We start from the raw sequence: 20,845 nt of genomic DNA, 5'->3' as shown, positions 1-20,845 counted from the left end.
AAAGCGCTCAACTGCACACATTGCGGTTGGCTTATGTTAACTTTGGTGTACCGTAAGATGTGTTGCCTGTCAGAAAAATACTTAACATAAGCAGGCTTTCGAGGAATTTATGCCAACTATCGCCAGCGGGTTTGCCCGTCGTTTTCGCCTTACTTCTGTTATGTTGCTGGTTGCTACCAGTGTTGGTTGTAGTCAGCTGCAAAGCACTGTGCCTGAGCCTGCTGTTACCTCTGCTGCTATAGCTGCCAGTACTGTCGCGACCGAGGGGCTACGGCCGCTTGAGCTGACTGACATTATGAAGTTTCGGGAAATAAGCCAGCGCAAGCTTAGTCAGAACCAACAATATATGGTGTATACCGCAGCACCTGATTTTGGCGATAGCACTGGCTATGTGGTTAATTTGCAAAGTGGCCAGCAAATTAGTGTAGAGCGGGGCGATAAGGGGCAACTGAATGCCAATGGCAGTTTTGCACTGTTTCGGCAACAAGCACCGCTGCTGGCCCGCGAACAAGCAGCTGATAAGAAAGCGCGTGATGCCCTGGCGCAAGACGCGGTGCTTGTTAATACCGCAACGGGTACCAGCCAGCTGCTTGCCAATATCGATCGCTTTGCGTTTACTGGTGATGGCCGCTATGCGTTATTGCTTCAGCGTAAAAGTGATGCCAAAGCCAGCAGTCAGCTGCTGCAGGCTTTGCATTTAGCCAGCGGCCAGTTGCAAACCCTGGCAGAGGTAACTGACTTTAGCGTGGCTGAAAAGGGTGGTTTGGTGGCCTTTATAACTCAGCAGCAAACCGCTGATGAAGATAAGGGCAACGATAAGCCGGTATGGCAGCAATTGCAGGTTTGGGATAGTGTGACTGCCACACACTATACCGCAGTGGAATATGCTGAACATAAACTGCAGCAGCTGCAGTTTAACCCGGATGGTGACCGGTTAGCGGTGATGGCCGGCCCGGACAAAACAAAGCTGGCAGAAACGAATCTGGCTGAAGCTGCGCAGCAACTCTGGTTATGGTCAGTTGCGACCAGGCAGGCGCAGCAGCTGGATACCAACCGGCCCGGCTGGCTGTTAAGCGAGCATGCTGCGCCGCGCTGGAGCGAGGATGGTAAGCGGTTGTTTATTGGCCACCGGCCGGATCCTGGCAGCAAGCCCGCTGAAACCGAACCGCCGAAAACAGAGGCTGAGCTGTATGACGTCGCGCGCCTGCTGGCTGATCGGCGGTTGCAGGTGTGGCACGGTAACGATGAGCGGATTAACAGCCAGCAAAAGGCAGAATATAAGCAGGCAGCAAAGCGCACCGCAGCGGCTGTGATCTGGCTGGATAGCCTGGAAATGGTGGTGTTAAGCGATGATATTGAAGAACAGCTGCTTGAAACTGAGCATAGCGAAGCGCAGCTAATCAGCAGTGGCAAACCGTATTTAACGCAAATGAGCTGGAACGGCCGCTTGCATGATATCTGGCATGTTAATTTGCGTACAGGCAAGCGCCAGCAGGTGTTCAGTGCAAATCGCAGCCACGAGCGGGCCTATTTATCGCCCAGTGGCCGCTATGTCATTTATCTGCAGCAGGATCAATATCAGCTGTTTGACAGTGCCGCTGGAAGCACAGCGCCGTTAGCGGTTGATGCCACCGTTTCCTGGGTGGATGAGCAGAATGACCGACCGGTAGCGGCAGAAAGTTACGGCGTTGCCGGCTGGCTGGCTGATGAGTCAGCGGTACTGGTGTATGACCGGTTTGATATCTGGGCACTGGGCCTTACTGGCAGCATGCAAAAGCTCACCGCCGGCCGTTCAGCTAAACAACAGTACCGCCTGCAAAAAACCGATGAAGCGCTGGCGCTAAACCCGGCTGGGCCACAATTGCTGCGGATGTACAACGAAGCGAATAAGCAATATGGTTTTGCCCGGCTGAATTTAACCAGCGATTTAACCAGCACTGAATTAACTATGCTGCTGCAGGGCGAAAAGCGCTATGACTTTGTTGAAGCGCTGGATGAGTTCAGCCCGGATAAGCCACACTATTTATTTACTGAGCAGAGCTTTCGACAGTTTCCTGATCTGTGGCTGGCCAGTGCCGATTTCAGCGAGCGGCAGCAGCTGACCGAACTTAACCCGCAGCAGAAGGAGTTTATCTGGGGCGACAGCCATTTAGTTGACTGGACCAGCGCGACCGGCGAGCCCTTGCAAGGCGTACTACTAACGCCGGATGGTTACGACGCCAGCAAGCCCTACCCGGTGGTGGTGTATTACTACGAAAAGTTTTCGCAGCGCCTGCACCACTACAACCAGATGAAAGTAAACCACCGGCCTAACTTTCCTTACTATCTCGGCCAGGACTATTTAGTCTTCCTGCCAGATATTCATTTCAGGCCTGCTGCACCCGGGCCCAGTGCTACGGAGTCTTTAGTACCTGGCCTGCAAAAGTTAATTGATATGGGCGTTGCCGATCCGAAAGCCATTGGCCTGCACGGCCACAGCTGGTCAGGCTACCAAACCGCCTTTGTGGTAACCGAAACCGACATGTTTGCTGCGGCAGTATCGGGTGCGCCGGTCGCCAATATGACCAGTGCCTACAGTGGTATTCGCTGGCAAACCGGTCTGGCACGGCAGTTTCAGTATGAAACCGGCCAGAGCCGGTTGGGTATCTCGATGTTTGACGACCTAAAGCCTTATATCGACAACTCACCGGTATTTTTTGCTGACAAAATTAATACGCCGATGCTTATTCAGTTTGGTGATGAAGACGGGGCGGTGCCATGGGAGCAGGGCATAGAGTACTATCTGGCGCTGCGCCGTTTAGGCAAAGAGGTGGTAATGTTGCATTACGAAGGTGAGCCGCATCATTTACAGCGCTTTGCCAATAAACTGGATTACAGTATCAAAATGCGTGAATTCTTTGATCATTACTTAAAAGGTGCGCCGGCACCAAAGTGGTGGACCGAGGGTATGCCGTATCAGCAATATGAAAAGTAATATAAAACGTAATATGCCGTACCAGCAGTCCGACAATTAACAGGCCTTAGCCCGCTGTCAACGCGGGCTCTGAGTAAGATTGGCCGGGCACACTTTATTCAATTGCTGCCACCACTGCACGTGCAGCATTAATTGCTGCTGCAGTTGCTCGGCCGGTTGCTGATAGCGCTGCTGCAGCGCCGGGTAAAGCGGGGTGTCGCGGTATAGCTTGGCAATTAGTGGCCAGCTTTCGTTATAAAAACGACGTAGCTCAGCCAAGTGTGCCTGCACATCACCAATAAAAAATTTACGAAATACCGTGGTTAAAATATTGAGCTGCTCGGTGTTCTGGCCCCGCGGACATAAGCTTACAGGGTCTATGGCCAGTAACTGCGGGTTAAGCTGGCTAAACCAGGCCGCACTGTAGCGCAGGCTGTGTTGCAGTTTCCCCGGAAAATCGTGCTGGTATAGCGCTGCCAGGCTCTGCTCAATATCGACCTCTGTAGCTTGTTGCCACTGCTGCTGATTGATGAGTTTGGTTAAACCAAGCAGGTTGTTGAGCGCGCTGCTGCTTTCTACAAAGCCAGTGCTTTCAGCCGCAATTAACTGCTGCTTGCTGCCCTGCCACTGCTGACCCAGGGTATCATCGGCCAGCAGCATGTTGTTAAGCGCAACGGTGATGCTTTGCTGTTTTTCAGCCAGCCAGCTGGCGACCTGCTGCTGCAGTTCCGGGCTGATGTCCTGCTGCTGGCAACGTTGCAACTGGGCCAGCAGCCGTAGTTCATAATTTAATTGCATACTGGGTTGAAACACCCGGCCCAGGCCACTGTTACGCTCGCCAATTAGCTGATCCAAACCACATTCGCGGCTGGCCCAGGCATCACGTAAGTCAAGCCGGATATCGGGCAGGGGTTGCCTCAGCTTGCTTGGCCGCGGCAACGCAGGCACTGGCTCAATCTGCACGGTTATCGCATCCAGTTCTAATACCCGGGTTAGGCGCTGTTGATAATCGGTTAATTTGGCCTGGCTGTCAGGTTTGCTGCAGCCACTAAGACTGGCCAGCAGCACTATGCTAAGGACTATGCTTAGTACCATGCTCAGCAGCCTGCTGAATTTCATGATCAATTCTCTTTATATGTTTGCGTAATATCAGTGCCAGCATAACGGCAGCGGTACTCAGGCCAATAATAATACCTATCCAGAAACCATGGGCACCCATAGGTTGTACCAGCCAGTCAGTTAAGCCTAATACGGCGCCCAGGCCAAAACCGATTGGCCAATAGGCAAACAAGGTTATATAAAACACCGGCTTGGTAATTTTCATGCCACGCAGGGCACAGGCTGACACCACCTGAATAGCATCGGATAACTGGTAGAAACAGGCCAGAATCAGCAGTGAGCTGGCCATGGCAATAACGGCCGGATTGGTAGAGTAAAGCGATGCCACGTACGTACGCATAAAAAAGGTAAAGCTGGCAATAAAGAATGACATAATTATCGCCATACACAGCGCCGTGATAATGGCTTTTTTCAGTTCTTTATTGTTTTGCTGGCCAACCAAATGGCCAACCCGAATCGTGGTAGCCAGACCAAAACTCAGCGGCAGCATAAATACCAGTGCGCTGTAGTTATTAGCGACCTGATGGCCGGCAACCACTATTGGCCCCAGATGTACTATGGCCAGCGGAATACAGGCAAACAGGGTGACTTCAAAGAAGATAGAAAAGGCAATGGGCGTGCCCAGGCACACGATGTACCAAATATCTTTCAGGTTCGCACTAAGCTGCTTGGGCCACTGGCGATAGGGCCGGGTGGTACGGCTGTACCAGCCATAAACTAACATCGCGCCAAACATGGCTAAAAAGACTAAACTGGTAGCAATGCCACAGCCAGCGCCGCCCAAAGCTGGCATGCCTAATTTACCGTAAATAAAAATATAATTAGCCGGAATATTAACCAGAATTCCGACAAAACTGATCCACATACTGGCTTTGGTATTACCTATGCCTTCAAATAAGTTGCGGATAACAATATAACCGGCAGCCGGAAACAGTCCCCAGCTGACATAGTAAAGATATTGCAGGGTTTTATCGCGCAGTTCATCCTGCATATTCAGCATGCCAATCGGAATGTCGGCGAACAGCATCAGGATAAATAATAAGCCTGCCAGCAGCATTCCCAGGTACAGGCTTTGCAGGGTAAAATGACTGACAGGTTCAGTCTGCTTGCTACCGTAGTACTGGGCCACAATAGGGGTAAGTGCCAGCAGCAGACCCTGTAAGGTTAATACTACGGGTAACCACAGGCCAGAGGCTACCGCTAACGCCGCCATATCGGTGGCACTGAAACGGCCGGCCATTACCGTATCGACAAAATACATCATGGTCTGGGTTAACTGGGCCAGCATAATCGGGCCAGTCAGTTTTAACAGAGTTTTGGCTTCAAAGCGGGAAAAGGGTACCATGCGCCATCGTTCGGGTTGGCCAGTAATGGCGCGCAATTTAGCACAATTGAGGTTTTATGTTTACCGGAATAGTTCAGACAACCGCGCAAGTGCGCGAAATTCGCGACGAAGGGCAGCTGCGCCGCCTGACGTTAAACGTACCGTCCGCTAATTTACAGGCGCTGGAGCGGGGCGCCAGTATAGCGATTAACGGCGTATGCTTAACCGTAACAGCCTTTGACAGTGCTGCTGGCTGGGTAAGTTTTGACATAATTGCAGAAACGCTGGATAAAACCAACCTGGGTAAACTGGAGGTGGGCAGCAAAGTTAATCTGGAACGCTCCCTGACCTTTGGCAGCGAACTGGGCGGCCATATTGTATCTGGCCACATTCAAACCACTGCCACCTTAACCAAATTGTTGCGTGAGCAGCATAACGTCAGCATGGCGCTCAGTCTGGATAAACGCTTTTTGCCTTACATTCTGGCCAAGGGCTTTATTGCGGTAGAGGGTTGCAGTTTAACGGTAGGCGAGGTGACAGATAGCGGCTTTAACCTGTATTTAATTCCGGAAACCCTGGCCATTACCACCCTGGGTGAGAAGCGCGAAGGTGATATCCTGAATATTGAACTGGACCAGCAAACCCTGACCATTATTAAAACAGTAGAGCGGGTAATGGCCCAGCGCTTTGGTACTGAGCAGTAACCAGCACGTATTAATAATCACGCCCTAGTAATATTGCTCGTCGTCGGCATCGACAAAAATTTGCACACTATGATGCTGAATATCTTTATGTACTTTTAAATGAATGGGATTGCAGCAATTGCTGCAATCTTCAATGTAATCCTGATCATCGTCAGTAACTTCGACATCAACATGCACCGGATGACCGCAAAACGGACAACTGATGGTTTTGGTTAAAATGCTCATAAGATCTCCTTTCGCTCAGGCTTTTTGGGCTGCCCCCAGGCTGCGGCCACCATCAACGGCGATGATCTGGCCGCTGATATAGGGCGATTGCAGCAAAAACAGCACCGTATTGGCAATATCTTCCGGTGTGCCGGTTCGCTGTAGTGGTATCTGCTGCAAAATAGCCGCTTTATCCGCCTCTGCCAGTTGCTGGCTGGGCCACAAAATGGCGCCCGGTGCTATACCATTGACTCTTATTGTAGGCGCTAATTCCCGGGCCAGCGATTTTGTCATCATTAATAATGCCGCTTTGGCCATACAGTAAATACTGTGGTCCTGTAATGGCTGCTGAGCATGAATATCGACCATATTGATAATGCAGCCATTATGCTCTGCTAATACCGGCGCCAGTGCCTTGCTCAGAAAATAAGGTGCTTTAACATTACTGCCAAATAAATCATCCCAGTTATCCAGCGTGGCGCTGCCAAGTGGCGTCGGATAAAAGCTTGAGGCATTATTAACCAGTACGTCTAACCGGTTAAAACAAGCCCTGGCCTGATTGGCAAGATGTTCGACTTGTTGATTATCAACAAGGTTTGCTTTAAGGGTTGTTGCACTTGCTGGCCGCTGCCGGTTCAGGCTGTCGGCCAGGTTGCTGGCGTCAGTTTCAGATTGAAAATAATGGATTATGACCCGGTAACCGGCATGGTGCAGTTTGCAGATAATTTGTTTGCCTAAACGTTTGGCACTGCCGGTAACCAGTGCCACCGGGGTGTCGGAGCTGGACTCTGAACTCGCCTCTGAATTGGACTTTGAACTCGACTCTGAATTGGACTCTGAACTCGACATGGGAGCTTCCTAAAAAAATTGTTGTTTAATCATCTCCTGTGCTTGTACCAGAAAACTGCCACGAAACAAATATGCGTGATTAAGTACATGGTACAAATTATAAAGGTCTTTACGTTGTTCAAAACCATCAGGCAATTTATTAAATTGCTGATAGCTTTGATAAAAAGCCTCTGGGAAGCGGCCAAACAGGCTGCTGAAAGCAACATCGGTTTCCTGATCACCATAGTAGCAGGCGGGATCGTAGATAACCGGTGAGCCGGCTATAAAACCCACGTTGCCCCGCCACAAATCGCCGTGTAATAAACTGGGTGCTGGTTGATGATGTGCCAGGCGCTGCCGGCACTGTTCTACCAGATAGTCAATGTTGCCAAAACCAAAGCCTTGCTCTAACAACAACTGCAGTTGCCAGCCCAGGCGTTGTTCAGAGAAAAAACTGCTCCAGTTACTTTGCCATTTGTTTGGCTGCGGGGTGCGGCCGATAGCGTTATCCCAGTCAAAACCAAACATCGCCTGTTCATGTTGCTGATGTAGCAGGGCCAGTTGCTGGCCCAGTTGCTGCCAGCCAGTGCCGCTTTCTTTTACCAGCGGCAGGTATTCCAATACCAAAAAGGCTTTATCAATGGTCTGGCCGTAGCAAATCACGTCGGGTACCCGGATACAATGATGTTGGCGTAAGGTTCTTAAACCCAACGCTTCAGTTTCAAATTGTTCCAGCTGCTCGCGTTGGTTAAGTTTAACGAAAAAGTCACGGCCATTGCCGCTGATTTTAAACGCCAGATTAATATCGCCACCCGTTAGCTGAGTTTTGTCTTCAATTTTGAAGTCAGTATCCAGTTCGCTGTTGATATTATCTGCAATTGCCTGCCACATCGGCTGTCTCCCTTTTCCGCTGTCGATTAAGTATGGCTGATAAACCAGAAAGATCACTGATCGAAAACTGTGGTATATGCCGTAAACCACTTTTTAAAGCTAAAGTGATTGCTAAAGTTGCTAGCAACGTTAATTATCATATTAACGCCCCCCTAATGCTGCCCGGAGTTTACATGGCTATCGTTACCCCCCGTTTTCGTGTGCAAGCTTATAACATTCTGAGTGTAGCTAATCTCGCGCTGTTTTTTTTGGCACTGGTGTTGGCCAGTTGGCACAGCACCTGGCTGCCTGCACTTTTGATAGGCTTGCCCAGTGCGTTGTTACCCATAGTGTTCTACCGGCTGTTGGGTGATCATCGGTTGGCGCGAATGAGTTTTGGCGTTAGTTTCATGTTTTTTGCTGCGCTGCATATCCACCAGGCTGCTGGCATGCTGGAAATGCATTTCGGTATTTTCGTATTACTGGCGTTGTTAATCGCTTTTCGGGACTCATTGGTCATTCTGGCTGCCGCAGTCACGATTGCTGTGCATCACTTGTTATTCATGTGGTTGCAAATGCAGGGAGCCGGCCTATTTTTGGTGCCGCCACAGAGCTTATCGTTAGGCATTATTATGGTGCATGCTGCGTTTGTGGTAGTGGAGGCCGTAGTATTAATTATGATCTCCAGACAAAGTTATCGTGAGGCTAGTGTGGGTCAGAGTTTGTTTGATGTCACCGAGCAGCTGTTAACCAGCGATGGCAAGGTAGAACTGACTCATCGTTGTACTGATTTAAACTCAAGGGTGATTAATAACTTTAATGCAGTGTTTGATACCCTGCACAAAACGCTGACCACTATTGAACAGCAGACTGCAACATTAAATCAGGAGTCAGGTATCTTAAGGGCCGAGGGTGACGCGCTGGCACTGAGTATGCGCAACGAGATGAACGAAGTTGAGCGGATAGCGGCTGCTACTGAGCAAATGTCGCATAGTATTCAGGATGTATTTAATTTGTCGCAGCAGGTACTGCAATATGCCAAAGCGGCAGAGACGGCGGCAGATGACGGCAAAACGTCGGTAAGCAATACGATTAGCTCAGTCCGGGCACTGGCTAGCCAGTTAAGCGACACGGGCCACAAGGTAAATGATGTGGCCAGTGCTACCGTAGATATTCGTAAAGTGCTGGATGTTATTCAGTCTATTGCCGAGCAAACAAACTTGCTGGCACTTAACGCGGCAATAGAAGCTGCCAGAGCGGGAGAGCAAGGCCGCGGGTTTGCCGTAGTTGCTGATGAAGTGCGAACCCTGGCATCGCGCACCCGGGGCTCGACAGATGAAATTAAACAGCTGATTGAACGGTTGGTTGATAACAGTGCTCAATCCGTCACCGAGGTAAAACGTAGCGTGGAACAGCTGGAAGACACCCGTCAGCATGCCGAACAAAGTGGCCAGCTATTGCAAACTATTCTGGAGCAAGCCAGACAAGTTGCTGATTCCTCCGAAACCATGGCCAGTGCCTTACAACAGCAAAGTGGGTCGAGCAACGAGGTTGCGCAAAGTGTTCAGCAACTTAATCTAATGACATCAGAGCAAAATGAGCTAGGCATTAAAGTGTTACAAAGTGCTGATAGTCTCGAGAAAATAACGGTGGCTCTGACCAAAGAGTCTGCAAAATTCCGCGTTTAGGTGCCGGGATGACAAATCAACAGCGTGTGATGTTACTGCTGCCGCTATTTGTTGTTTGGGTAGTGGTCGCCAGTGCAGGATTATTCTATTTTGGTAATCAGCATTATGGCCAGTTTGCGGGCGATACCGACTGGCAGAATTCAATCACTGCTGAATTTAGCTTGTCGGCGCTTAATGTCAACGAGAACCCGGGCATTCAGGTAGTGCATGTGCTGCAGCCAGATTGTATCTGCAATAGCAGAGCAAAGGAGCACATGGCTGTATTTGCCGACGATTATCAGGTGCCTGTATCGGCGCAGCACCAGCGCTCACTGGCTGACGTTGTCGCCACGGGTTTCGTATTACCAGCCAGCCCCGCGGTGCTTATTTTTGACGATGGCCAGTTAATTTATGCCGGCCCTTATGCTACAGGCCCGTTGTGCTCGGGCAGTGATAGTTTAATTGCGCCGATTCTATTAAAAGAGGTACAACTGCCCGGGGTATGGCTAAATGGCGAGGCCAGCGCTTGTCGCTGTGTATTTAACCCGGAGTCCTAAAGCCCGGCACTATAATTAAACATCGTTTCCATGTATCATGGCGCCTGTATTACATTTGTATATCACAAATTAAAAGCAAAAACGTGTACCACGTTGTGTACCAAACAGCCCTTGGTAAGGGGTGTCAACTGCCACGCAAGGCGCACGAAATAAGAACTTATGTGTTTAATCAAGTGACCCTTGGTGTGGGCCACCACTGTAAAAGGATAAATCATGCCAGTTATTACTCTGCCTGATGGCAGCCAGCGCGCCTTTGATTCTGCTGTTTCTGTGATGGATGTTGCCAAAGACATCGGCCCCGGTTTAGCTAAAGCCACCATTGCCGGCAAGGTAAATGGTCAGTTAGTGGATGCCTGTGATCCCATTAGTACTGACGCAACCTTAAGCATTATTACCAGTAAAGATCAGGACGGTTTAGAAATTATCCGCCACTCTTGCGCCCATTTATTAGGCCATGCCATTAAGCAAATGTGGCCCAATGTAAAAATGGCCATTGGCCCGGTCATTGAAAACGGCTTTTATTATGACGTTGATTTAGACCAGCCGATCAGCAGTGACGATTTAGCTGAGCTGGAAGCGCGCATGCTAAAGCTTGCCAAAACCGAATACGATGTAGTTAAGCGTAAAGTCAGCTGGCAAGAAGCCTTTGATACGTTCAAAGCGCGTGGTGAAAGCTACAAGATGGAAATTCTGGAGCAAAACGTCAGTAAAGACGATAAGCCCGGCTTGTATCACCATGAAGAATATATCGATATGTGCCGTGGCCCGCACGTGCCAAATATGCGGTTTTGCCAACACTTTAAAATTATGAAAGTGGCCGGCGCCTACTGGCGTGGTGACTCGAAAAACAAAATGCTGCAGCGGGTGTATGGCACCGCCTGGGCCGATAAAAAACAATTAGCTTCTTATTTATTACAGCTAGAAGAAGCTGAAAAGCGCGATCACCGCAAAATTGGTAAGGCGCTGGGCTTATTTCACTGGCAGGAAGAAGCGCCGGGCATGGTGTTCTGGCACAATGATGGCTGGACTATTTTTCGCGAGCTGGAAAGCTTTGTCCGCGAAAAGCTGGGCGAATACGATTACGATGAAGTAAAAGGTCCGCTGATGATGGATCGGGTGTTATGGGAGAAATCGGGCCACTGGGAAAAATATGCTGAAAACATGTTTACCACCCAGTCTGAGCACCGTGAGTACGCCATTAAACCGATGAACTGCCCGGGCCATGTGCAGATTTTTAACCAGGGCTTAAAATCGTACCGTGATTTACCGCTGAGAATGGCTGAATTTGGCTGTTGTCATCGCAACGAACCTTCGGGTGGCTTGCATGGCTTAATGCGGGTACGTGGCTTTACCCAGGACGATGCCCATATTTTCTGTACTGAAGATCAGGTGCAGGCTGAAGTAACCAAGTGTATCCAGATGGTGTTTGATGTTTACAGCACCTTTGGCTTTAAAGACGTTAAAGTCAAATTGTCTACCCGGCCAGCGCAGCGCATTGGTTCGGATGAAAGCTGGGATAAAGCTGAGCAGGGCTTGATTGAAGCGCTGAAAAGCAACAATATTGACTATGATTTGCAGCCGGGTGAAGGCGCGTTTTATGGTCCGAAAATTGAGTTTACCCTGCACGATTGTTTAAACCGCGCCTGGCAGTGCGGCACCATTCAACTGGATTTTGCCTTACCGGGCCGGTTAGGTGCGACTTTTGTTTCCGAAGGCGGCGAAAAATTGGTACCGGTGATGATTCACCGCGCAATTCTGGGATCGCTAGAGCGTTTTATCGGTATTTTAATTGAAGAATACGCGGGTCTTTTTCCAGCCTGGTTAGCCCCGACTCAGGTGGTGGTAATGAATATTACCGATAATCAGGCCGAATATGTGCAGAATTTAGTAAAAACTTTCAAATCTCACGGTATTAGAGCAATTAGTGACTTGAGAAATGAGAAGATAGGCTTTAAAATCCGCGAGCACACGCTTAAGCGTATTCCTTATCTTGTTGTCGTAGGCGATAAAGAGATGGAAGCGGGTGATATTGCCCTGAGAACGCGTAAAGGTGAAGACCTGGGGAAAATGTCTGTGGCAGCTTTTGTCGAAAAACTGACTACTGAAATTAAAACCCGGGTATAAATCATTAAGCGTATAAGAATAATTTTTCGGAGGAACATACTATTAAAGTAGGAAAGAAAACATTACCTGCAAACCGTCCTAACAGGATTAACGAAGAAATTAATTTGCCAGAAGTGCGGTTAATTGGCGTCGAAGGTGAGCAACTGGGTGTAGTAAGTATTGCTGAAGCCATTAAACTGGCTGAAGACAGTGGCAATGATTTAGTTGAGATCAGCCCAACAGCCGAACCACCAGTTTGTAAGTTGATGGACTACGGTAAGTTCCTGTTTGAAAAGAGCAAGGCTCTGAAAGAGCAGAAGAAGAAGCAAAAACAGATCCAGATTAAGGAAATAAAATTCCGGCCTGGAACTGACGAAGGCGATTACCAGGTAAAACTACGCAACCTGCGTCGCTTCATTGAAGAGGGTGACAAAGCTAAAGTAACGCTGCGCTATCGTGGTCGTGAAATGGCGCATCAGGAAATCGGTATTGAGATGCTTTCTCGAATTAAAGAGGACTTGTCTGATATCGCTATCTGCGAATCTTTCCCTTCACGGGTGGAAGGCAGGCAGATGATCATGATGCTGGCCCCAAATAAGAAGTAATAAGTGCCTTCAAGTTTATTAAGCTGCGGCTCGCCGCAGTTTTTTAACGCCTTATTATTCGTTGTAACTTAACAATGCGAGTTTAAATACTATGCCAAAGATGAAAACCAATAAAGGTGCCGCAAAGCGTTTCAAAAAAACCGCTTCTGGTAGCTTTAAACGTAAGCAATCACACCTTCGCCACATTTTGACGAAGAAGACTTCTAAGCGTAAGCGCCAGTTAGGTCCAAAAACCTTAGTCGCTAAAGTAGACATTGCCGGCTTAGTCCGTTGCATGCCGTACGCATAATTAACAGGAGTCAGAAATGCCAAGAGTAAAACGTGGTGTGACGGCGCGCGCGCGTCATAAGAAGGTGTTAAACCAGGCTAAAGGTTACTACGGTGCCCGCAGTCGTGTTTATCGTGTTGCTTTCCAGGCCGTTATTAAAGCCGGTCAATATGCTTATCGTGACCGTCGTCAGCGTAAGCGTCAGTTCCGTCAACTGTGGATTGCGCGTATCAACGCAGCGTCACGGATGAACGGTTTGTCTTACAGCCGTTTCATCGCAGGCCTGAAAAAAGCCTCTGTTGAAATCGATCGTAAGATCCTGGCCGACATCGCTGTATACGACAAAGCTGCTTTCACTGCTTTAGTATCTAAAGCAAAAGAAGCCTTAGTCTGATATAAGCCGATAGCATCGGAAGCCACCTAGCCGTGGCTGAAATACCCTCATTACCTTTGGTTTGAGGGTATTTTTTTGTCTAAATATCATGAGTAAACGTTAGCAATAAAAAAACGGCTCAATTCAGAGCCGCTTTTTTAGTTTAGTGTTGCCGGGTTTTAATTAAGCGCCGGTTTAAATTCAATTAGCAGATTATTGTCTTTAAACAGCTGCAATTTATCGCCATTTACTTCGGCCCTGTCAGCTGATTGCAGTGAACTGGTAAACTGTTGTTCGAACTCACTGCTGTCGCTGCAATATTTCTGAGTGCTGGCAAGACCGGCCACATTCAGGCGATTGGCCTGCTGTTTGTAGCTGCCGTTAAAGCTGTTGCAACCGGCAAAACCATATAAGCGGTCCTTTGAATCAAAAATCATTCTGACGTTCAGTTGTTGCGGCAGGTAACGACCAGCCAGTTTTTCTGCACGCCAGACAATGCCTTGAATTTGCCCGGGAGCATAGGGATCCGGACATGCTGCGTTCGGCCAGAACTGCTCAAACTTTTCTATCAGCAATTGCATCTCACCCTGGTCGTTAGCTCTTTTACGGCCAACCAGGGTGGCGATTACCGCATTGTTGCGAAATCGTTCATCTTGCTGATAATGCCGCATCATGGGCAGGTGGTGCTGAGTGTTGGCGACTACCAGGCTTTCACCAGACTGACATAAGGTAAACGTAGCCTGATTATCATTTAAAAAATACAAGCCGAGCATTGGCTGGCGCGTATCAAGCTTAACAAAATCATTTTCGCGTTTTAGCTGGTAATTCAGCGCTGAACTAATCGGCTTGCCGGCCAAATCGAGCATGGCCAACTGATTATTATTGGAAAAATAAAATGCCGGCAGCGTGTGTTGCTGGTTAACCAGATGCAGGTTACGTTTTTCCAGTAACCAGATCCCTTTAATAATATTTATATCGCCCCGTTCCAGATATTCCTGACGTACCTCAAAACGACCATCACGATAAAGATTGAGATGGTACTGAATACCCGGACAATCCGCACAGGGCAGGGTGCCGGTAAAACTGATATCACTATCAATAAAAATTTGTTCAAAATTAGTGGCGATTGCTTCAGTAGTATCACTGTCAGGCACGACTTCTTCCTGCACTTGCTGCGCGGCAGGTTCAGGGCCTTTAACGGTATCTGGCGAAACTTGTTCAGGAGCAGGCAGTTGGCTACAACCCGCCAACACCAATGCCACTAATAGTAAGGACTTTCTCATCTGCATACCCTGATTCCATTTTGGCGCATTATAACGTAAAGCTGCGCTATTTATAACGCCAATTTTACCCGGCATTACGCTTTAAATGCTCTAACATCAGCCGTGCAGTGGCTGCCGGGTTTTCCTGCATAAAACAGTGCCCGCCTTCTGTAATGATACTCTGAACAGCTGGGTTGCGACGTTGCCATTTCTCTACCGCACTCTGGATAAAAGGGTAACTGTTTTTGCCGTAAATTATCAGGGTTGGCGGGCAGGGCTGGCTCAGCTGTTGCCAGAGTTTATCCGGGTACGAGCTGAAAATTTCGGCTTCTCTCTCCGGTTTGCATTTCAGGACAATGCCCTGATCAGTGGTCATCAGCGCATGGTCAATATAAGCGGCCAGCGCCTGGGGCTGCCAGTTTTTAAACATACCACGGTTGTTCAGGTAGCTCTGAGCCGTGTCTTTGTCGGGCCAGTGCTGGCGGCGGCGCAATGCCGCTTTGGCCATTGGGTTTCTGCGGTACAGGCCAACGCCATTCAGTGAGCGCATTAGCGCCAGCATCGATGGCGTAAACAGCACAGGGTCTAGCAGAATGGTTTGCTGAAACGGGCTGTTCGGTTTGCTGTGAATTAATGCCGTTAGCACACCACCGAAACTGTGGCCTACGCCAATAACCGGCTGATCATCGAACAGGTGCTTATGCGCCAGTAAAGCAGCTTCGGCCAGATCGGCGCTGATATTCCAGCCTAAAAAAGGCCCGCCATGATCGCTGTCGCCATGGCCCTGGGCGTCAGACAGGAAAAAATCAAAATGTGGTTTTAATTGTTGTAGCAGTGGCAGGTAAGTGCGGCTGCAAAAACCGTTGCCATGCAGCATATGCAATACGGGTTTGCCGCTTGGCTCAGTGTAGTAACCGCGCAAAGTAAAGCCATATTGGGTGGGGTAATGCCAGGGTACTAAATCCAAAACAACTGTCCGCTAACCAAAAATGGCATCAAAGTGCCATGTTTTAGCTGCGTAGGCAAGCGAGTTTAACGGGTGCCAAATAACTTATCTCCGGCATCACCCAGCCCCGGCAAAATATAACCCTGTTCGTTTAAACCTGTATCTATCGCTGCAGTGTAAAGTTCAATTTCTGGATGGGCTGCGCCAAGGGCTTTGATACCTTCCGGGGCAGCTACCAGTACCAGTGCCTTGATGCGCTGACAACCTTGTTTTTTCAACAAGTCAATGGTTGCAATCATCGAGCCTCCGGTCGCCAGCATTGGGTCTACCACTAATGCCAGACGCTGATCCAAGTCTGCCGCCAGTTTGTGAAAGTAAGGCACGGGTTGCAGGGTAGTTTCGTCACGATATATTCCAACAACACTGATCCGGGCACTGGGCAGTAAATCCAGCACGCCATCCAGCATGCCTAAACCAGCCCTTAAAATGGGTACTATAGTGACTTTTTTACCTTGAATTTGCTCTATCTGACATTCGCCATTCCAGGTCTCGATGCTGGTGGTTTCAGTCGGTAAATCTTTGGTGGCTTCATAGGTTAATAAGCTACCCAGTTCACCGGCCAGCTGCCGGAATTGTTTGGTACTGATATCAGCGGCTCTGAGCAGACCGATTTTGTGCTGAACCAGCGGGTGTTTTACTTCGGTTACGTGCATCTGGTGCTCTCCATATTTTTATTATTAGTTTATTGCCGTCCGCTTCACCGTCTGCTTAGCCTGGTTTGCCCTGAACATAATAACTTACCTGTGCTCTGGGGTTCAGGTATTCTCTGACTCGTTCTGGCAAACTTGCTATTGTCAGCACTTTGCTGATGCTCAGCTCATCATTGTCCAGACTGATGACCGGTGCTTCCAGTCGTGGCACTTCCGGCTCGTAAATCATTACATTGGGTTGCAATAAACTATCACTGTTAACCGACATTACCATAGCGATCCGCTGGTCGCTTAACATTACCACGGTACCCGGTGGATAAACGCCCATCATTTTAATCATGACCCGCATGGTTTTGTCATCCAGTTTGCCTTTCATACTGCGGTAAAGGTAGGCCAGAGCATGATGCGGTGAGCGGGCTTTGCTTGGATCGACCGGGTGACACAAATTATCAAATTCGTTCACTACCGCGACAATATGCGCCAGTTTATTAATTTGCTCGTGGCTTAGACCCTTAGGATAGCCTGTGCCGTCCAGGTATTCGTGATGCTGTTCTATTACCGGCCAGGCTTCAAGCGGGAAAGTATCTGCCAGCCCGACTAAATCTGTACCGTATTTGGTATGCATTTTTAACAAGTTCTGTTCGGGGCCGGTTAATGGTGTCGTTTTGCGCAAAATCTGGCTGGGTATTTTTAGCTTACCGATGTCATGAAACAGCGCACCAATACCAATTATTTTAATGGCAGCCGCAGAGAAACCGAGGTTGCGGGCCAGCATCATACTAACAATAGAAACGTTCAGCACATGGTAATACAGAGTTTCCTGGTCTTTATTGCCCGAGGAAATTAAATGCAGGACCAGGCTTTCTGCATTAACGATGGTGTCGACTAGCTGGCTAACAAGCTGGTTTGCCTCGGTAATGGCATTAAGGGGGCGGCCACTTACTTGTCTCATCAGATCCCGTACCTGATTTAACGAGTGGTTAAAGGCTTTTTCGGTTTTCTGAATATCACGTCGGTGGGCTTTCGCCTGCTCAATCCGGCGCATTTTTTCATTAAGCATCGCTGCCTGCGCTTCGGACATTTTACTGTTAAACTCAATTTCCTGTTCTTCAGACAAACTCGTGGAATAGTTGTTAACAGCTATCTGTTTACTTTTTTCAGGATAAAAATACACATAATCCAGCCCCAGATTTTTAACGATGTGAAGTTGCTGTTGGTTTTCAACCAGCATATTGCTGGATAGGAAAGGGTGCTTCATCCAGCCGCTGGGGAGCTTTATCGCATAGCCTAACTTAACTTGATCAGGTTTTATTTTCAGCGCAGACAAAGACGACTCCGTTTTGAGGGACAGCAACAGTATTAATCAGTTTAAGTAAGGAAAAGCAGCTGCGCCAGCATTAACTCATACAAAAGGGGCTTTTCAGCCCCCTTGTTGTGTTGGATCAGTATTTTGCCGGGTCAGCTTAGAAGTTGATGGTGTAACGAACTGTCCATAGACTGCCGGTCCAGTCGTGCACTGAACTGGCATAGCCATTGGTTGGTGATGACGCATACGGTGGTTTTTCATCGGTCAGATTACGCACCGTTAATAGTAGCCGTTGGCTATCTGTCAGCTCGTAACCCACGCTGCCACTGAAAACCAGCCAGGCATCGACAGTTTCATTACCCCCAAATTTAAAGTCACCGTCACCCAGTTCACTGATATAGTGCGCTGATAAACTGGCTGTCCAGTTGTTCAGGCTCCAGTCTGCGCCAACGTCGGCAACAAAGTCTGGCCGGGCAATTTCATTAGCACCACTTAATTTACCCAGTAAGTCGTCTGTGCCACTTTCAGGATTAATCTGGCGCTCATAGGAAAAGGTTTTAGTGCCGGCAGCAAACAGTTTAAAGGTACCGAGACTGTCAGTATTTAGCTGGTAGTTAACTTTCAGGTCAACCCCGTCGGTTTCCTGCCGGCCAACGTTAAAGAAACCGGTTCGTAAGAAGACTAAATCATCACCCGCATCCAGCACACAACCAAACTCACCGTTTAACGCGTCAATACTATTGGTTGTAGGTGCCGTGCCGGCAATACAGGCTTTTAAGGTGGTATTAGCATCAACATCGACGATATCAGTATGTTCATAACGCCAGTAGTCTGCAGTAACTTGCAGGTTATCTGTCAGGTTCCAGGAGAAGCCGACGTTCACTGCTTCTGAGTTCTCAGCATTCAGTCCGCGGTTACCTAACGTTTCCTGATCGAGCTCCAGCTCACCTGCCGAGGCACCGAAATCGCCACACAGTGCGTCAAACGGTTGGCCAACACCACAATTAATATATGCTGAGCTTAGTGATTCGCCCGCGCCAAGTTGTGACAGTGATGGCGCTCTGAAACCAGTGCTCCATGAAGCCCTGACCACTAAGTCATCTGTTGCCCGGTAACGCAGGGATAACTTAGGGTTAGTATCGCCGCCAAAATCGCTGTAATGATCGTAGCGAAGCGCTGCAATCAGATCCAGGTTATCAGTCAGTGGCAGATTAAATTCACCGTAAGCTGCATATTGGGTTCGATCGGCTGCTGCGTCACTGGCGCCCAGTGCGAATACGCCACCATTTTGGGCTACCGGAGCAGGGCGGTCAAAAATGTCTTCGCTTCTGAATTCACCACCGAATACCGCGCTGATATTACCCGCGGGTAATTCAATGGCTAAATCGCCGGCAATATTAAAGTCAACTGACAATACCTCTGATTCACCAACCCGTGGCGCCAGCTCGCGCACGGCGGCAATGGCATTGCTGCTGTTATCCCGACCTAAATTGAACGGGTTGAAGCTGCCGTCAGCGATGGCGTCATTGACTTTATCAATACCCATGTAACCCTGTACATGAGTGATTTCATTATCTGTTTTACCGTAAGTCGCTGCGCCTTCCCATGACCATAAGCCGAGTTCACCGCGCAACCCCGCTAACAGACGATAGCTGGTGGTGTCGTAATCCTGGATCCGGGTTTCCGGAAACCGCGAACGCACCCGGATTTGGTTTACTTCACCATCTTCAGCATCAATGTCACGGGCCCACTGAGGTACCAACGGTGAATCACCTGCTACCCGCACATCAAACGCCGCAGCAGAGTCATAAGCCGAACCGGTATTGTTCTGAAACATTGCTTCAGCAAAGAATTCACTGCCATTGCTTAACTGGTAGTTGTGGTGCAGGGTGGCACCAAGCGTGGTAGTGTCGGGCTGAATGGCCCGTTCTATAACGTAATCATAGCGACAGCGGGTGCCACCGCTACTGACATCATCGCCACACCACGGTTCAGCATAGTCGGCGCCATCGATACTGACCCGGGTGCTGGATGTTAAGGTTACCTCAATTGGCCGGTCACTGTTAAACAGCGCATTGCGATCAAAGTAGTCCACTACCAGCGTGGTATTGCTGTTTTCTGTGTTGAAGCCGCCAACGTAAGTCAGATTGGTGCGGCCAAAATTGCTGCTTTTGGTGTCATCACCATAGGACACTGACACTTCATGGCCTTCTACGTCTTTACGCAGAATAAAATTGATTACCCCGGCGATAGCGTCAGAACCGTACACGGATGAAGCCCCGTCAGTCAGCACTTCTACCCGCTCTAATGCAGACATCGGAATAGCGTTAACGTTAACAAAGGAATCAAAACCATTGGTAAAAGAATCTACCGCGACCCGGCGACCGTTCACCAGTACCAGCGTAGAACTGCTGCCCAGACCCCGCAGACTGACGCCCGATGAACCTGCTGGCGCTCCATCTGCACCGCCGACCCCGCCATTTTCGGTAAAGGTACCGGCGCTGGACGCCTGAGGTAAGTCACGCAGGAAAGAGCCGACACTGTCATAGCCACGTTTTGCCATGTCTTCCCGGCTGAATACCTGTACCGGGTTAGCCCCCTCCATATCCACACCTTTCAAGCGGGAGCCGGTGATCTGAATTTTTTCAATTTTTTGCTCTTCGGCGCGGGTTTCCTCAGCGGCAAGAGCCTGTTGGCCGGTCGCAGCTACTATAACGGCTGCGCTTAGGGTGGAGAGCTTCATTTTTGCTTTAAAGTACATACACATTCCTCTGGATTACAAACGTTGCCTTTAACGGCAATCTGATTAAAAAAGGGAAAAGTGCGTCAAAGCAGAAACGGGTAGTCACACCCCGCAGGCGATTTAAAGGCAGCAAAATACTGGAATTGGTTTAAATGCACTACGGGAAAGCCTCTGCCTGACGCAGAGGGAGAACTAATTATTGAACCATTCAGACAGGTAGAACGGAGAGCAATAGTAACAATGATTGCGGGCGCATTTTTGCATCAGGCTACTCTCCGGTTGATTAATATGACAGCAAAGTTC

The 20,845-nt window shown here is 49.0% G+C and carries 18 protein-coding genes; 8 read left to right on the top strand and 10 right to left on the bottom strand.

Annotation, left to right across the window (positions count from 1 at the left end; genetic code table 11):
* Nucleotides 1–109 precede the first annotated feature (109 nt).
* Nucleotides 110–2,974: a prolyl oligopeptidase family serine peptidase gene (locus KG631_RS00560; protein WP_213994717.1), complete on the top strand. Its 2,865-nt coding sequence runs from the start codon at nucleotides 110–112 to the stop codon at nucleotides 2,972–2,974.
* A 57-nt stretch (nucleotides 2,975–3,031) separates the two neighbouring features.
* Here KG631_RS00560 and KG631_RS00555 read toward each other — a convergent pair whose 3' ends face one another.
* Nucleotides 3,032–4,072 (bottom strand): DUF3080 family protein, encoded by a 1,041-nt coding sequence (locus tag KG631_RS00555; RefSeq protein ID WP_301003510.1) that lies wholly within the window; start codon nucleotides 4,070–4,072, stop codon nucleotides 3,032–3,034.
* Entirely contained in the window at nucleotides 4,026–5,417 is a 1,392-nt protein-coding gene (locus tag KG631_RS00550) for an MATE family efflux transporter (protein ID WP_213994716.1), read from the bottom strand. The genes KG631_RS00555 and KG631_RS00550 overlap by 47 nt, the downstream gene beginning before the upstream one ends.
* A 56-nt stretch (nucleotides 5,418–5,473) precedes the next feature.
* Here KG631_RS00550 and KG631_RS00545 point away from each other — a divergent pair, with 56 nt between their 5' ends.
* Nucleotides 5,474–6,100, top strand: a complete 627-nt coding sequence (locus KG631_RS00545) for a riboflavin synthase subunit alpha (RefSeq protein WP_213994715.1) — start codon at nucleotides 5,474–5,476, stop codon at nucleotides 6,098–6,100.
* A 24-nt stretch (nucleotides 6,101–6,124) separates the two neighbouring features.
* On the opposite strand, the gene KG631_RS00540 is transcribed toward KG631_RS00545, so the two are convergent.
* From KG631_RS00540 to KG631_RS00530, 3 genes are read right to left on the bottom strand one after another with little or no spacing between them, the layout of a single operon-like run.
* Complete coding sequence (locus KG631_RS00540) at nucleotides 6,125–6,325, bottom strand: CPXCG motif-containing cysteine-rich protein (RefSeq protein WP_213994714.1); 201 nt, start codon at nucleotides 6,323–6,325, stop codon at nucleotides 6,125–6,127.
* A gap of 15 nt (nucleotides 6,326–6,340) precedes the next feature.
* Nucleotides 6,341–7,153 (bottom strand): pteridine reductase, encoded by an 813-nt coding sequence (locus tag KG631_RS00535; RefSeq protein ID WP_213994713.1) that lies wholly within the window; start codon nucleotides 7,151–7,153, stop codon nucleotides 6,341–6,343.
* A gap of 9 nt (nucleotides 7,154–7,162) precedes the next feature.
* On the bottom strand, nucleotides 7,163–8,023 hold the full coding sequence (locus KG631_RS00530; protein WP_213994712.1) for a fructosamine kinase family protein: 861 nt from the start codon (nucleotides 8,021–8,023) through the stop codon (nucleotides 7,163–7,165).
* A 173-nt stretch (nucleotides 8,024–8,196) separates the two neighbouring features.
* Here KG631_RS00530 and KG631_RS00525 point away from each other — a divergent pair, with 173 nt between their 5' ends.
* The 6 genes from KG631_RS00525 to rplT all read left to right on the top strand — a co-directional run bounded on the left by KG631_RS00525 (nucleotide 8,197) and on the right by rplT (nucleotide 13,596).
* Nucleotides 8,197–9,690 carry a methyl-accepting chemotaxis protein gene (locus KG631_RS00525; RefSeq protein ID WP_301003509.1) on the top strand — a complete coding sequence of 498 codons (1,494 nt, stop codon included), beginning with the start codon at nucleotides 8,197–8,199 and terminating at the stop codon, nucleotides 9,688–9,690.
* Nucleotides 9,691–9,698: 8 nt separating this feature from the next.
* A complete protein-coding gene (locus tag KG631_RS00520) occupies nucleotides 9,699–10,226 on the top strand; it encodes a DUF6436 domain-containing protein (protein ID WP_213994711.1) in 528 nt (175 codons plus the stop codon).
* 213 nt (nucleotides 10,227–10,439) lie between these two features.
* Complete coding sequence (thrS, locus tag KG631_RS00515; protein ID WP_213994710.1) at nucleotides 10,440–12,350, top strand: threonine--tRNA ligase; 1,911 nt, start codon at nucleotides 10,440–10,442, stop codon at nucleotides 12,348–12,350.
* Nucleotides 12,351–12,391: 41 nt separating this feature from the next.
* Entirely contained in the window at nucleotides 12,392–12,934 is a 543-nt protein-coding gene (gene infC, locus KG631_RS00510; protein WP_026349420.1) for a translation initiation factor IF-3, read from the top strand.
* Nucleotides 12,935–13,025: 91 nt separating this feature from the next.
* Nucleotides 13,026–13,223: a 50S ribosomal protein L35 gene (gene rpmI / locus KG631_RS00505; protein WP_027672243.1), complete on the top strand. Its 198-nt coding sequence runs from the start codon at nucleotides 13,026–13,028 to the stop codon at nucleotides 13,221–13,223.
* A gap of 16 nt (nucleotides 13,224–13,239) precedes the next feature.
* Nucleotides 13,240–13,596, top strand: coding sequence for a 50S ribosomal protein L20 (gene rplT / locus KG631_RS00500; protein ID WP_019676566.1), 357 nt, complete (start codon nucleotides 13,240–13,242; stop codon nucleotides 13,594–13,596).
* A gap of 158 nt (nucleotides 13,597–13,754) precedes the next feature.
* On the opposite strand, the gene KG631_RS00495 is transcribed toward rplT, so the two are convergent.
* The 5 genes from KG631_RS00495 to KG631_RS00475 form a co-directional block, all read right to left on the bottom strand.
* On the bottom strand, nucleotides 13,755–14,858 hold the full coding sequence (locus KG631_RS00495) for an META domain-containing protein (protein ID WP_301003508.1): 1,104 nt from the start codon (nucleotides 14,856–14,858) through the stop codon (nucleotides 13,755–13,757).
* Nucleotides 14,859–14,922: 64 nt separating this feature from the next.
* Nucleotides 14,923–15,804, bottom strand: a complete 882-nt coding sequence (locus KG631_RS00490; RefSeq protein WP_301003507.1) for an alpha/beta hydrolase — start codon at nucleotides 15,802–15,804, stop codon at nucleotides 14,923–14,925.
* A 65-nt stretch (nucleotides 15,805–15,869) separates the two neighbouring features.
* Nucleotides 15,870–16,496, bottom strand: a complete 627-nt coding sequence (gene upp / locus KG631_RS00485) for a uracil phosphoribosyltransferase (RefSeq protein ID WP_213994708.1) — start codon at nucleotides 16,494–16,496, stop codon at nucleotides 15,870–15,872.
* A 55-nt stretch (nucleotides 16,497–16,551) separates the two neighbouring features.
* Nucleotides 16,552–17,820, bottom strand: coding sequence for an HD-GYP domain-containing protein (locus KG631_RS00480; RefSeq protein WP_213994707.1), 1,269 nt, complete (start codon nucleotides 17,818–17,820; stop codon nucleotides 16,552–16,554).
* A 136-nt stretch (nucleotides 17,821–17,956) separates the two neighbouring features.
* A complete protein-coding gene (locus KG631_RS00475) occupies nucleotides 17,957–20,560 on the bottom strand; it encodes a TonB-dependent receptor (RefSeq protein ID WP_213994706.1) in 2,604 nt (867 codons plus the stop codon).
* Nucleotides 20,561–20,845: the final 285 nt, after the last annotated feature.

This window comes from Arsukibacterium sp. (genome assembly GCF_018402695.1).
Classification (GTDB): Bacteria; Pseudomonadota; Gammaproteobacteria; order Enterobacterales; family Alteromonadaceae; genus Alishewanella.
The sequence above is the reverse complement of the archived record's forward strand: the minus strand, read 5'-3'. Positions and strand labels throughout refer to the sequence as shown.